The sequence below is a fragment of the Arthrobacter sp. Y3223151 genome, from assembly GCF_059091125.1.
This window is the reverse complement of the sequence record NZ_JBNHGI010000002.1, coordinates 174679-188285: the sequence shown is the minus strand read 5'-3', so window position 1 is coordinate 188285 and position 13607 is coordinate 174679. Positions and strand designations below refer to the sequence as shown.

Annotated in this window: 12 protein-coding genes; 4 read left to right on the top strand and 8 right to left on the bottom strand. The window is 68.6% G+C overall.

Going from position 1 to position 13607, the window contains the following annotated elements; all coding sequences use genetic code 11:
- Positions 1 to 76: 76 nt before the first annotated feature.
- The 7 genes from glsA to AC5RUP_RS04605 all read right to left on the bottom strand — a co-directional run bounded on the left by glsA (position 77) and on the right by AC5RUP_RS04605 (position 8411).
- Positions 77 to 1891 carry a glutaminase A gene (glsA, locus tag AC5RUP_RS04635; protein ID WP_494154078.1) on the bottom strand — a complete coding sequence of 605 codons (1815 nt, stop codon included), beginning with the start codon at positions 1889 to 1891 and terminating at the stop codon, positions 77 to 79.
- Between the two features lie 106 nt (positions 1892 to 1997).
- On the bottom strand, positions 1998 to 3737 hold the full coding sequence (locus AC5RUP_RS04630; RefSeq protein ID WP_494069573.1) for an alkaline phosphatase D family protein: 1740 nt from the start codon (positions 3735 to 3737) through the stop codon (positions 1998 to 2000).
- Positions 3738 to 3905: 168 nt separating this feature from the next.
- Complete coding sequence (locus AC5RUP_RS04625) at positions 3906 to 4691, bottom strand: hypothetical protein (protein WP_494133543.1); 786 nt, start codon at positions 4689 to 4691, stop codon at positions 3906 to 3908.
- On the bottom strand, positions 4688 to 5239 hold the full coding sequence (locus AC5RUP_RS04620; protein ID WP_494155295.1) for an RNA polymerase sigma factor: 552 nt from the start codon (positions 5237 to 5239) through the stop codon (positions 4688 to 4690). Before AC5RUP_RS04620 ends, AC5RUP_RS04625 begins: the two co-directional genes overlap by 4 nt.
- Before the next feature lie 74 nt (positions 5240 to 5313).
- Positions 5314 to 5895, bottom strand: a complete 582-nt coding sequence (locus AC5RUP_RS04615; protein WP_494158315.1) for a hypothetical protein — start codon at positions 5893 to 5895, stop codon at positions 5314 to 5316.
- Positions 5896 to 6070: 175 nt separating this feature from the next.
- A complete protein-coding gene (locus AC5RUP_RS04610; RefSeq protein WP_494154484.1) occupies positions 6071 to 7741 on the bottom strand; it encodes a thiamine pyrophosphate-dependent enzyme in 1671 nt (556 codons plus the stop codon).
- A 391-nt stretch (positions 7742 to 8132) separates the two neighbouring features.
- Entirely contained in the window at positions 8133 to 8411 is a 279-nt protein-coding gene (locus tag AC5RUP_RS04605) for a DUF3040 domain-containing protein (protein ID WP_494154485.1), read from the bottom strand.
- A gap of 259 nt (positions 8412 to 8670) precedes the next feature.
- Between AC5RUP_RS04605 and AC5RUP_RS04600 the strand changes: the two genes are divergently transcribed.
- The 4 genes from AC5RUP_RS04600 to AC5RUP_RS04585 all read left to right on the top strand — a co-directional run bounded on the left by AC5RUP_RS04600 (position 8671) and on the right by AC5RUP_RS04585 (position 12631).
- A complete protein-coding gene (locus tag AC5RUP_RS04600) occupies positions 8671 to 9201 on the top strand; it encodes a gluconokinase (protein WP_494154486.1) in 531 nt (176 codons plus the stop codon).
- Positions 9202 to 9288: 87 nt separating this feature from the next.
- On the top strand, positions 9289 to 10695 hold the full coding sequence (locus AC5RUP_RS04595; RefSeq protein ID WP_494154487.1) for a GntP family permease: 1407 nt from the start codon (positions 9289 to 9291) through the stop codon (positions 10693 to 10695).
- A 61-nt stretch (positions 10696 to 10756) separates the two neighbouring features.
- Positions 10757 to 11530, top strand: coding sequence for an SDR family oxidoreductase (locus AC5RUP_RS04590; protein WP_494154488.1), 774 nt, complete (start codon positions 10757 to 10759; stop codon positions 11528 to 11530).
- Positions 11531 to 11575: 45 nt separating this feature from the next.
- On the top strand, positions 11576 to 12631 hold the full coding sequence (locus AC5RUP_RS04585) for an L-idonate 5-dehydrogenase (protein WP_494158314.1): 1056 nt from the start codon (positions 11576 to 11578) through the stop codon (positions 12629 to 12631).
- A gap of 100 nt (positions 12632 to 12731) precedes the next feature.
- Here AC5RUP_RS04585 and AC5RUP_RS04580 read toward each other — a convergent pair whose 3' ends face one another.
- Entirely contained in the window at positions 12732 to 13457 is a 726-nt protein-coding gene (locus AC5RUP_RS04580) for a FadR/GntR family transcriptional regulator (RefSeq protein ID WP_494158313.1), read from the bottom strand.
- Positions 13458 to 13607 lie beyond the last annotated feature (150 nt).

The window sequence follows — 13607 nt, the reverse complement described above, 5'->3', positions numbered from 1 at the left end:
ACGACTGCCCGTAACTATAGTTGATTCCGGCTCGCGGATGCCCATCGGGCCGCCGGCAGCGGGCCGCCGTGGACGGTCAGTCGCGGATCCGGACGGCGGTTTCGCGCAGGAACTGGTCCACGCGAGTGTAGGCGTCGCGGGTGAGCGCCTTCCACAGGCGCATCGCCAGTTTCGGGTCCTGCTCCTCGAGTTCTTCGATCGCCTCCGAGGAGAGCACCATGAGTTCCACCGGTCCGTCCGCTTTCTCGGTGGTTTCCTGCCGGTCCTCGCTGCCCAGCGCCAGTTCGCCGAACGTCATGCCGGCGCTGAGCGTGCTCAGCTTGACCCGCCGTCCCTCGGAGTCGGCGGCGATGGTGCTGATCCGGCCGGAGACAATGAAGTACACACCGCCAAACCGTTGGCCGACCCGCCGGACGATCTCGCCGTCCTCGTACTTCGCGGGCTCCATGCGTTCCACCAGGGCGACAATTTCGTGCGGGTGCAGGGTGCCCAGGGCCAGCGACTGCTCCACCGGCACCGACGTGGGCACGCCCAGCGGATCCCCGTAGCGGGCAATAAGGCGGTTCTCGGAGAACTCGACGGCACCGGTGCGGGTGTCGAAAACCGGCACGTGCCGCCCGGTGTCGACGAAGACGTCCGCGAGCCTGTCCTCCGGATCGATCAGCAGCAGTTCACGGTTGTCCGCGGCCAGGATCTCCTCCAGGCGGGCGAACATGCGCAGGGCTACGCCGCCCACTTCGTCGACGCGGCGCAGGTCCAGGACCACCAGCTCAACGTCGTCGGGGAGCGAGCTGATCTCCCGGACCATCGATTCCGTACCGGCAAACAGCAGGTCGCCGTTGAGCTCGATCAGCTGCGCGCGATGGCCGTTCTCCCGCAGCACCTCGGCCGACTCGTCCGTGCGGCGGATGCCGGAAGGAACGACGGTGATGTCGTAGCTGGCGCGGATCGCGGAACGCCCGGCACGCGCGGAGCGGACGAAATGCATCTCCATGTCCTCGGACAGCCGCCGGCTCACGGCGATCCCGCGGACCGATCCGCCGTGGTCGTCCAGCGGCGGGGAGAACACCGCGAGCCCGACCTGGCCGGGAAGGACCGCCAGGGTGCCCCCTCCCACCCCGGACTTCGCCGGCATCCCCACGTTGGTGACCCAGTCTCCGGCGTCGTCGTACATGCCCGAGGTCATCATGACCGACAGCACCCGTTCCACCGGCCCGATGTCCATGACGTGGTTGCCGGTGACAGGATTGGTGCCGCCGTTGGCCAAGGTCGCGGCCATGATGGACAGGTCCCGGCAGGTCACCTGCACCGAGCACTGCCGCAGGTAGTTCTCCAACGCGGTGGTGGGGCTGTCCTCGATGATGCCGAACGAGCTCAGCAGGTAGGCCAGGGCGTGGTTGCGGTCGCTGTTGCGCAGCTCGGCCTCGAACACCCGCGGGCTGCTCTTGAGTTTCCGGCCGGCGAATTCGGAGTACGTGTTCAGGATCCGTTTGATCGCGGACCGGCCGCCGGAGCCCTTGATCATCCCGGTGACCGCCAGCGCGCCCGCGTTGATCATCGCGTTGGCCGGCCGCCCGGTGCCGGCGGCGAGGGAAATCTCGTTGAACGGGTCCCCGGAGGGCTCCACATCCACCTTTTCGTCCACCGCGTCGAAACCAAGTTCGGCCAGCGCGAGCGCGTAGCTGAACGGCTTGGAGATCGACTGCAGCGTGAATTCCTTGCGCGTGGTGCCCACCTCGTAGACGTAGCCGTCCACGGTTGCCAGGCAGATCCCGAAGTCGTCCGGATCCACTACCGCCGAGGCAGGACCCACCAGATACGGCGTGCCGTCGCGGAGCTCGGAGATCTCGGCGTGCAGGGTGCGCAGGTAGCTGTCGATCGGCGATTCCATATCACCAGCGTAAGTGGGCGGACGGCGCGCCCCGGACAGCCGCCCGCTGGCCTACGCCTCATCGCGCCCTCGGGCCAACGCGCCATCCGACTACCACGCCATGGGGCTACCGCGCGATCCGACTGCCCTGCGGCGCGATGGTCAGGGAGGCGACCTCTTCCAAGTCCGGGTGCAGATCGTCGCCGTCGTGCACCACGCCCTTTTCCCACCAGATCTTCAGGCCGTCGGGGGAGTCCTCCAGGCTGGCCAGGTTGTTGTCGAACCATGGCCGCATGCGGCTCTTCCAGGTGAACGGCGGATCGGGGACCTTCGCGCCGCGGGCTACGAGCGCGCCGACCGGAGCGGCGATGCCATAGGACATGGCGGCGGTGAAATAGCGCATGAAGCGGGGCAGCGGGTTGCGGACGGGCGAGCAGACGACCTGGACGATCCGGCTGCCCGAGTCGCGCACCACCTCCGTCACGTAGGAGAAGTGCACGTCGCCCGAGAGGAAGGTGACGGTCTCCGGCGCCGGTCCGCGTCCGCCGTCGGCCACCTCCTGCACCATGGCCGCCACCTCGTGGAAGGTGCGCTGGAAGGCTGCCCAGTGCTCCAAATCCACGGCCCGCCGCAGCAGTTCCCCGGCGGCCGCCGGCAGCTTGCCCCAGGCGCCTTCGCTGAGGGCCTCGTTCCAGGACTCGATGTGGTGCAGGCCCTTGGGCAGCAGGAACGGCAGCGAGGTCCCGATCAGCAGGTGCTTGAAGCCGCCCTGGAGTTGGCTGTCCAGCCAGGCCATTTCTTCCTCGTCCAGCAGCGTCCGCCGGTCCGGCTGCAAGTCACGGGCCGCGCGCGAGTCGAGCACGACCAGCCGTGAACCGCCGATGTCGCGGGTGAAGCTCCAGCGGTAGGTGTCCGGCTGCCGGTCCGCCCGTTCCGCGAAGGCTTCCAGCGCGTCGCTGAGGTCCGGTTCGCCGTCGCCCGGATGGTTCACCACCTGCTGCCACAGTTCGTCCTCGGCACGCTGCTCCGGGGACAGGTTGCCCAGATGCTGGTAAACCCAGTAGGACGCGAGGCCGGCGACAATGCGGCCATGCCACCAGGGCTTCTTGGCCATCTGCCGCCGCCAGGTCAGCGAGGCGTTCCAGTCGTCGCGGATGTCGTGGTCGTCGAAGATCATCGCACTGGGCAGCGTGGAGAGCAGCCATCGGTTGGCGCCGTCCGACCACGCGAGCATGTACAGGTGGGCGTATTCCGCGTAGTCCTTCAGCTCTTCGCCGGGCGGTTCCTTGATATTGCGGCGGGCGCGGATGAACTCCTGCATCGCCTCGGACGTCGAGTCCGCATAGACCTGGTCGCCGAGGAAGAGCAGCAGGTCGGGCCAGCCGGGGTCCGTCCCGTCGGGTGCCTCGCCGGTCGCGTCCCCGGTCCCGGTGCCTTCCTTGTCCCCGGGCCGGGCAGCCCCGTCGGCACGGTGCAGCGCGTATGCCCGGAGCGCGTCCACGCCGTGCTGCCTGTTGCCGGTCGCGTCATGCTCGACGCTGGTGCGGCAGGACCCGAAGGCCAGCCGGAGCGGGCGTCCGGGCGTGAGGGTGCGGATCACGGGCGCCGGGTACGGCGAGTCCGGTTCCGGCCAGGCCGGCATGCCGTCGACCTCCACCCGATAGGGTGTCACGCTGCCGGGCTCCAGCCCCTCGGCCTCGACCAGCGCGTAATGGTGGCCGCGCACGGAGAACGTGCCTGCCTGCCAGCTGCGCCCCTGGACCACGACGGCGACGGTGGCGGCTTCGCGGGTTTCCACCCAGATGCTGGCCGACGTCTGGTCCACATAGCGCAGCATCGGGCCAAGTACCAGCGGCGATGCGGTCATGAATCCTCCTGCCTGTCCCGACAGAACGGTGTTCCCTTGCGCAACTCTGCCACTATCGTCCGCCTGCGGAAAGAGCCCGCTGCGGAGGATCCCTTTTCGCCGCGGGCATCGCCGTCGTCATTCCCGGGGCCGGGTGGCGGGGTGGCGGCGGCCAACGAAGGCGGCCGGTCAGCGCTCCGGTGACGGGAGGGGCGGCAGCGTGGGAAGGTGGCCGGTAGCGGGGACGGGCACGTCCTGCTTCTCCCGCGGGGCGCCCTTGCCGGGATTGCCGTCGCGCTGGCCCAGGGACGGATAAGGCAGTCCGCCCTCCAGCGGCGGCACCGCGGGGAGCACGTCCCGGGACGGCTTGCCCGGCGGACGCTTGGCATCCTGCCCGGCAGCATCATCGGGACCAGGGGCCCGCTCCGCCTGGTGCCCGGGCTGCGGCGCGGGGGCAGCAGGATGTGCCGGGGCAGCGGGAGCGGCCGGGGAATCGGTGCCGGTGTCGGCCGAGCCGGAGCCGCCTTCCTCAATCGTGATTTCGCCCGTTACGGCCGGGACGTGGGCGGGGGCTCCGGGCGCGGAGTGGTCCCGGGGAGCTTCCTGGCCGGTGCCGGATGGGGCGAGGAAGCCCACGACGTGCCGTACGGCCTGGTCCGCGGCTGCCCGGAAGTCGGGGTTGGCGGCCGCGACGCCGGACACTCCCAGCCCGGTGGCGGCCACCGCGGCCGTGAGGACAAGGGCGCCGCGCACCGTGCGGCGTCGCCGCAGCGGCACGACCTGGGCGCCCGCGGCCGCTGCGCCGGCAGCCGGCGTCAGGTAAGCCAGCACCTCGGGTGAGGGGGCCGGGATGGGGGTTTCCCCGGCGGCCCGGAGGGCCAGCAAGGAAGATTCCAGCGGGGCAGAAGGAGCCAGCCCCGATTCGTCCAGCAGCTGGCGGACGGCGTCGTCGTCGGACATTTCAGCGCTGTTCATACCAGGGCCTCCTTCCTTTCCAGAACGGATTTGAGTTTAAGCAGGGCACGCCGCTGCAATTGTTTGATGGAGCCGGCGCTCCGGCCCATGATTTCGGCAACCTGTTCGATCGACAGGTCGGCGACCACGCGCAGCATCAGCACTTCCTGCTGCTCCGGCTTCAGCTCCTTGAGCTGGCGTCCCACATCGCTCTCGCTGAGCGTCTCCAGGACAGTTGTTTCGGCGGAGTCCACCGCGCGGGCGTCGGCATCCGGGTCGTAGGGCGACAGCACCGGCTGCCGGGCCCGCCGCCGGACATCGTCGACGTAGCGGGCGTGAGCGATGGAGAACGCCAGCGTCCGCAGCCCCTGGAAGCCGCCGGTCACCGACCGGATCCGGGAAAAGAGGGCGAGGAATACTTCCTGCACGGCGCCTTCGTGGTCATCCAAACCGCGCACCTTGAGGTAACCATTGAGCCCGGGTGCCAGCGCGGCGTAGATCTCGCTGAAGGCAGCTGCATCTCCGGACTGCGCCGCGAACACGATGTCGTCGGGAAGTGATGGGGGCAAGTCGACGTTCTTTCAGACAGCGGGCGACGGGTGCGGCGCCCCCAGTGTAGGCGCCGCACCCGGTACCACGGGAATTACTGTCCGGCTTCTACCGTGACCGAAGCGGCGCCACGGAGTTCGGCGCGGGTTTCCGCGGCTTCCGTGCGGGCATCGATCGCGGCCTGGGCCTTGGCGTTCGCGGTTACCGGCAGCTCCGGAACGGCAGGGACGGCGGGCACGGCCGGGGTGGCAGGCAAGCCGTCGGCACCCGGGACGGCCGGGGTTGCCGGGACTGCCGGAGCCACGGCGGCACCCGAACGCAGCTCGGCGGCGGCGCCGTTCTCCTCGGTGCCGGCCTCGGCCTCTGCGCCCAGCGCCGCGTCAGCCTCTGCTCCGTCTACGCCGGCGGTGACGTCGGCCTCGGCGTCGCCTGCGGCTGCGGAACGGACTTCCGGCACGGCGGGGGAGGCCGGGATGGCCGGGACTGCGATCTCACCCTCGCTGGCGGGGACAGCCGGGGTGGCCGGGACTGCCGGGGTGGTGACCGCGGTCTCCGAGCCGCCGACGGCGGTCAGGGCGGGTGCTGCCACGGCGGCTCCGGCGCCTCCCACGGCGATGACGGCGGCCAGGGCGGCTCCCTTGGCGGGCAGGCTCAGGGTGCGGAAACTATTCGACATGGATCTCCTCAAAAGGTTGCTCGGCACGGCCGCGGTACTGCTAGCGCGGCGCGCCCTTACACCTGACTAATCGAAGGAGGAGGGTGAAAGGTTACGCTTTCGTGATTTTTCCCGAGAAACACCGGTGGCCGGGGCATGACGCCCCGGCCACCGGCCTTCGACCAGCTGACGGGTGTCAGTAGGCCTTGACCCGCTGTTCGACCACCAAGTGGATCAGGGCGAAGGTCTTGTCCTCGTCGATGGCCTTGAGGGCAGCTTCGAGGGCGGCGGGCACATCGGCGTCCTTCTCCACCTTCACCCCGAAGCCGCCGAAGGCCTGGGCCATCAGGGCGAAGTCGGGATTCTTCAGCTGGGTGCCGGAGATCCGCTCCGGGTACCAGCGTTCCTGGTGGGTGCGGATGGTGCCGTATTCCTGGTTGTCCATGACGATGACCAGCGGGGTAGCCCCGTACTGGGCGGCGGTCGCCAGTTCCTGCCCGTTCATGAGGAACTCGCCGTCGCCGGCGATGGTCACCACGCGCCGTCCCGGGTGGGCCAGCGAGGCGGCGATGGCAGAGGGGACGGAGTAACCCATGGAACCGTTGCGGGCCGACAGCATGGAGGCATAGTCGTGGGTGGGGAAGTAGCGGTGCGCCCAGTTGGTGTGCTCGCCGGCGCCGAGGGTGACCATGGCGTCGCGCGGCAGGCCCGCGACCAGGTTCGCCATCATGGTGTCCATCCGGGCCGGCCCGTCGCCGGGCTCGGCCGGCGGCAGGGCGGCGAACTTGACCTGCTCGCCGCGCATGCGCTGGGTGAAGTGTTTCCACTCGTCCTTCACCGGCAGGTCCATCATGACCAGGTCGCGGACAAAGACGTCAGGCTTGGCCACGATCTGGTAGGAGACGGGGCCGGAGCGGCCCCGCAGCGACGGGTCGATGGTGACCAGGAAGTTCTTCTTGGACCAATCCTGCCGGACCAGGAAGCCGTCGGTGATGACATCGCCCGGGACGGTGCCGACGAAGACCAGCAGGTCGGTTTCCTCGAGCAGGTCGTAGGTGGGCTTCGGCCGGCCGTAGCCGATCGGGCCTACGTAGGAGGGGGAGTCGAAGGGAATGGTGCCCTCGCAGCGCCATTCGACCGCCGCCGCGATGTTGTGCTCCTCGAGCCATGTCGTGAGCGCGCTGGACCCTTCCTGGGTCCAGTCATTGCCGCCGACGACGAACAGCGGCTTCTCGGCTTCCTTCAGCGCAGCCTTGAGCGCCTTCCAGTCCGTGACCGTCATGCCGCCCTGCGCCACAGGAATGACAGGGTGCAGCGTGGCGTCTACTTCTTCGCGGATGACATCTTCGGGAAGACCGACGACGACGGGTCCCGGCCGCCCACTCATGGCGGCAAACATGGCCTCGGCGACGATTTCGGAGGCCCGCTCGGGGTGGTCCAGCACCATGACCCGCTTGGCGCCGGTGTCGAACCAGGATTTGATGTCGAATTCCTGGAATGCTTCGCGGTCACGGTGCTCGAAGGGGATCAGGCCAACGAACAGCACCATGGGCGTTGCGTCCTGCCAGGCGGTGTGGAGGCCGACGTGTGCGTTAGCCGCGCCGGGTCCGCGGGTGACCATGGCGATGCCCGGACGCTGGTTCATCTTTCCGTCCGTCTCGGCCATGTAGGCCGCCCCGCCTTCGTGGCGGCAGACGATGGTGTCGATGCTGGAATTGTGGAGTCCGTCCAACACTTCCAGGTAGCTCTCGCCGGGAACCACGTACGTTCGTTCGACGCCGTGCGCCATCAATGAATCGACAATGATGTGCCCTGCCGATTTGCGGACCGACTGCTGCTGCTGCGCTGCGACTGCGACCGCTTCCATTTGATCCTGTGTCACAGGAGACCTCTTTCACCTTTGAATCGAACTCGTCCGCGGCATTCTTCTCGTGCGGGTGCACGGTTCCCGATGAACGCGCTTGAGCAAAAGTACATGATGGGGTGTGTTATGACACCGTCCCTGTGACATGGCGAGGTAACGAAAGTGACGTGGTTCGCATTGTGCGGACGGGGTGTGCAACGTCAGCAGAACGCCGGCAGGGCGCTGACGGCATATCCGCGCGGCAGATCCGCCCGGTACCGCGGTCCGTTATCCGCGCGGCAGATCCGCCCGGTACCGCGGTCCGTTATCCGCGCGGCAGATCCGCCCGGTACCGCGGTCCGTTCCCGCGCGGCAGTGCCTGTTCCTAGTCTGGAGGTGACTGCTGGGGCCGTTCTCACCCGTGCCGGTGGCGGGCCACGAAATCGGCGCAGCCGCGGATGGCGCCCGCGGCCAGGCAGATGAGGCCCAGCATGGCCAGAACCAGCGCATTCCCCGCTATGCCGATGAACAGCAGAAGCGCGCCGGCCAGGGCGAGCAGGGTCGCCGCACCGACAACGTGGCCGAAGACCAGCACGCCACGGGCAGACAGAGAACGGGCCAGACGGGGGTCGTCGTTCTCCAGTTGCTGCCCCAGCCTGTCCAGGCGCTGCCGTTCGTCATCCGATAGAGACATTCCGACCTCCTCGGGCTCCGCGGCGCCGCAGCCGGTGCCGCGCCGGACACCGTATAAGACAAATGTAGCCTCGGGATGCCCGCCGGGGGTATGGGCCGGGGCCAAGCGAAGGCCGATTCGTTACCGACGCCCTCGGCGGAACGCTGCGGTTTTGCCGGAGCATCTCCGCCGGTGGTACTTTGATCCGGATAAATCTGATTTATTGACGAGAGATTGGTCACCAAATCAGATGTAATGATGCGTCTGAGGAGTTCTGCCCATGTCTCTGCAATATCCCCCGCTGGTGGTCATGGGCGTCCAAGGATGCGGAAAATCCACGGTGGGCAGCACGGTCGCCCGGCACCTCGGCCTTGAGTTCATCGACGGCGATGACCTGCACAGTGCGGCGAACAAGGAAAAGATGGCCTCCGGCCAGCCGTTGACTGACGCCGACCGCCACCCCTGGCTGAGCGCCATCGGCCAGGTCATGGCAGAGAAACTGGCGGAGGGAACCACCGCCGTCGTCGCATGCTCGGCGCTGAAGCGCAGCTACCGCGACCTGATCCGCTCCTTCGCGCCGCAGACCCGGTTCGTTCACCTCACCGGCAGCCAGGAACTGATTGCCGAGCGGATCAGCGGGCGCGACCACGAATACATGCCCCCGACACTGCTGGATTCGCAGTTCCAGACGCTGGAACCGCTCGGCGACGACGAGGCGGGCCTTGAGGTCTCCGTCACCGATTCCCCCGAGCGGATTGCGGTGCTGGTGGAGCACTACCTGCAGGACCCGGCCGGCCCGGCGGGGAGCTAGCGCCGGCGGGCGGGAAGCAACTGAGCCAACAATTGAAACGGTTGATCCGATAACCCGTCGGGCGACCGTCCGATACAACGAAGGACAATGATGACCGAACTCGAGCTCAACTGGACGTTGGGCACGGCGGGCCTCCTGCTTGTCGCCGTAGCAGCCATCGCGCTGCTGCTGGTGCTGATCATGCGGTTCCGCGTGCACGCCTTCCTGTCGCTGATTATTGTCAGCCTGCTCACCGCAGTGGCGACCGGCATTCCGGCCGCAGACATTATGCCGACGCTGCTGGGCGGCTTCGGCGGAACCTTGGCCAGCGTGGCCCTGCTGGTCGGCCTGGGCGCCATGCTCGGCCGCATGCTGGAGGTCTCCGGCGGCGCGGACGTCATGACGCAGGCGTTGATCAACAAGTTCGGCGAAAAGCGTGCGCCGCTGGCGCTCTCCGTGGCATCGCTGCTGTTCGGTTTCCCGATCTTCTTCGACGCCGGCCTCGTCGTCATGCTGCCGATCATTTTCACCGTGGCACGACGCCTGGGCGGATCGCTGCTGACCTATGCGTTCCCCGCAGCCACCGCCTTCTCCGTCATGCACATCTTCGTGCCGCCGCACCCGGGTCCCGTGGCCGCCACCGGCCTGCTGGGCGCCGACGTCGGACTCGTTCTGATTCTTGGCCTGGTCATTGCGATCCCGACCTGGTACCTGGTGGGCTACCTGTTTGGCCACTTCCTGGGCCGCCGGTTCAACATCGCTGTGCCGGACATCCTCGATGCCCCGAAGGGTTCGGTGGAGAACGAATTCCGCTCCTCCCCGAAGCTGGGCACCATCTTCTTCCTGCTGCTTCTGCCGCTGCTGCTGATCTTCCTCAACACCGGCCTGAACATGCTCGCTACCGCCGAGGTTGTCTCGCTGGACGACACCTGGGTGCAGGTCCTGCGCACGCTCGGTGAGACCCCGATCGCGCTGCTGATCACCGTGCTCCTGGCCATGTGGCTGCTGGGCCACCGCCAGGGCAAGAAGCACAGCCTCGTCGAGACCGTGGTGGACAGTGCACTGGGCCCGGTGTGCTCGATCATCCTGATCACCGGCGCCGGCGGTATGTTCGGCGGCGTGCTGCGCTCGAGCGGCATCGGCAACGCGATCGCGGAGTCTCTGGACGCGATCGGCCTGCCGATCATCGTGGCCGGCTTCGTGATCGCCGCCGTCGTGCGTGTGGCCCAGGGCTCCGCGACGGTCGCGCTAACCACCGCGGCCGCGCTGGTCCAGCCGGTCGTGATGGGCAACCCGGAGTTCAACCCGGTGGAACTGGCCGCCATCGTGCTGGCGCTGGCCGCCGGCTCGGTGTTCGCCGGCCACGTGAACGACTCGGGCTTCTGGCTGGTCAGCAGGTTCTTCCAGATGGACACTAAGACCACGCTGAAGACCTGGACCGTGGGCCAGGCACTGGTGGGCGTCGTCGGCTTTGTCCTGGCACTGGCCATCTACCTGATCGCCACGAACTTCTAGTACACCCTTGGACAACATGGACGGGGCGGCTGCGGCCGTCCCGTCCGCATTTGGAGAGTAAATGACTGTGAACCTGTTCGACATTTCCTCCCGGGTGGCGCTGGTGACGGGCTCCAGCCGCGGGATCGGCAAGGCGATCGCCCGCGGGCTCGCCGCCGCGGGCGCCGTCGTGGTGCTCAACGGGCTGGACGAGGAACGGCTGGAAGGCACCCGCGCGGAGCTGGCCGCGGAGTTCGGCGAAGACCGTATTTTTGCCCGGGCCTTCGACGTCACCGACGCCCAAGCGGCGGCCGACGGCGTGGCCTGGGTCGAGCGCGAAGTGGGCCCCCTGTGGGTGCTGGTCAACAATGCCGGCGTCCAGCACCGGGTGCCGATGCTGGACCTGGACGTGGACGACTGGGAGCGCGTGCTGCGGACCAACCTGACGAGCGCGTTCCTGGTGGGGCGCGAGGCCGCGCGGCACATGATTGAACGCGGCGCCGGGAAAATCATCAACATCGCGTCCGTCCAGACCGACCTGGCCCGTCCGACCATCGCCCCCTACACGGCGTCCAAGGGCGGCATCCGCAACCTGACCCGGGCGATGACCGCCGAGTGGGCCAGCCTGGGGCTGCAGATCAACGCAATCGCGCCGGGCTACATCCATACCGAGATGACGCAGAAGCTGGTGGACGACGAGGCGTTCAACACGTGGATCCTCGGCCGGACCCCGGCGCACCGCTGGGGCACGGTGGAGGACATCGTGGGACCTGCCCTCTGGCTGGCCTCCGACGCCTCCAATTTCGTGAACGGCCAGGTGGTGTTTATCGACGGCGGCATGACCACCGTCGTCTGACCCCGACCCGTCGTAGTTTTCCAGCACCATCGAAAGGCAGTTTCCATGACTTCCCTCCCAACACAGTCCCTCGGCGTCGTGGCCCACGCGGCCGGTGACCTGCGCGTCGAACCGGTCGAGCTGGCGCCGGCCGGGCCCGACGAAGCCGTGGTCGAGATTGCCTACGGCGGCATCTGCGGGTCGGACCTGCACTACTGGCAGCACGGCGCCGCCGGCGAATCCATCCTGAAAGCGCCGATGCTGCTGGGCCACGAAGTGGTGGGTACCGTGGCGGCGGCGGCCGCCGATGGCAGCGGACCGGCCGCCGGCACCGCCGTCGCCGTGCATCCGGCGACGCCCGGACCGGGTGACGGATCCAGGTACCCGGAGGACCGCCCGAACCTCTCGCCGGGCTGCACCTACCTGGGCAGCGCCGCACGTTTCCCGCACACCGAAGGCGCGTTCGCCCGCTACGTAAACCTGCCGACGCGGATGCTGCGGGAACTGCCCGCCAAGCTGCCGCTGCGGCGGGCCGCCCTGGTGGAGCCGGCCAGTGTGGCCTGGCATGCCGTCGCGCGGGCCGGAGACGTGGCCGGCAAGCGGGTGCTGGTCATCGGCTGCGGCCCGATCGGCGCCCTGATCATCGCGGTGCTGAAGCGGGCCGGCGCTGGCGAGATCGTCGCCGTCGACATGCACGAGAAGCCACTGGACATCGCCCGGGAAGTCGGTGCCGGCCGCACGCTGCTGGCGACCGATGCCGAGGCGATCGCCGGGGTCGAGGCAGACATCTGCCTCGAGTCGTCCGGCAACCATCACGGCCTGGCGTCGGCCGTGCGCGGTGCGGCCCGCGGCGGCCGCGTGGTGATGGTGGGGCTGCTGCCCTCGGGCGAGCAGCCGGCGCTGATCTCGCTGGCGATCACCCGGGAGCTGGAGCTGGTGGGTTCCTTCCGCTTCAACGACGAGATCGATGAAGTGATTGCGGCGCTGGCCGACGGCTCCCTCTACGCGGACCCGGTGACCACGCACGAATACGCCGCGGCCGACGCCCTGGAGGCGTTCGGCATGGCGCGGGACTCGTCGCAGAGCGGCAAGGTGCTGCTGCGCTTCAGCGACGTGGAGTAGCCGACGGGCGGCGGCGCCCCCGGGATCTACTATTCGGCAGGCGCCCCTTCTCTCACACGGGAAGGGCGCCTGCTGAACAGTCGATGCGGGCATGGCAGGCCTAGGCGCCGGGGGCTTCGAACAGCCGGGGCTCGGACTCCCAGACGCTGCGCACTTCCTCCACGGTCCGCCGCATGATCTGGTCCATGGCCGCCCGGGCCGCTTCCGGGTGGCCCGACTGGATGGCGTCCGCGACGTCGACGTGCAGTTGCAGCGCTTCTTCGTGCGGGTGCGCCGGCATCAGCCCGTAATCGGTGCGGCCACGCAGCACCTCGGCGATCATCGAGTGCATCTGCGCGAACATCTCGTTGCCGGAGGCCGCCAGCACCAGCGTGTGGTAGTGGATGTCCAGCTCCAGGAACTGCTGCAGGTCGCCGGCCCGTCCCACCGCCCGCATCTTCGCCGCGACGGCCATGAGCTCCGCCGCTGTGTCCTGCGGCGCATGCTGCGCGGCCAGCTCGGCGGCGGCCGGTTCGACGGCGGAGCGCAGCTCGGTCAGCGAGCGCAACTGCACGCCCTTGCCGTCCCCGGCCAGGCGCCAGCGGATCACCGAGGGGTCGAACTTGTTCCACTGCTCCGGCGGCAGCACGCGGATGCCGATGCGCTTGACGGACTCCACCAGCCCCAGCGACTGCAGCACGCGCACCGCCTCGCGCAGCACGGAACGGGAAACGCCGAGCTCGGCCTCGAACTGCTCGGCATGCGCGGTGGCGCCGGCCGCCAGCTCGCCGGAGACGATGCGCTTGCCAAGCGTCTCGATGACGAGGCTGTGCAGGCGCGAACTCATGCGCGCGGAAGGGTAGCGGTCACGCGTTCATTCTAGGGGGGCCGGATGCGCACACCGGCTGCGTTGCGGGACGTTGCCGGCGCGAACCGGCAGAAGGTCAGGGTCTTCTCGGCGGCAGGATGGGCCCCGGATCGGGGAACGGGCCGGGCT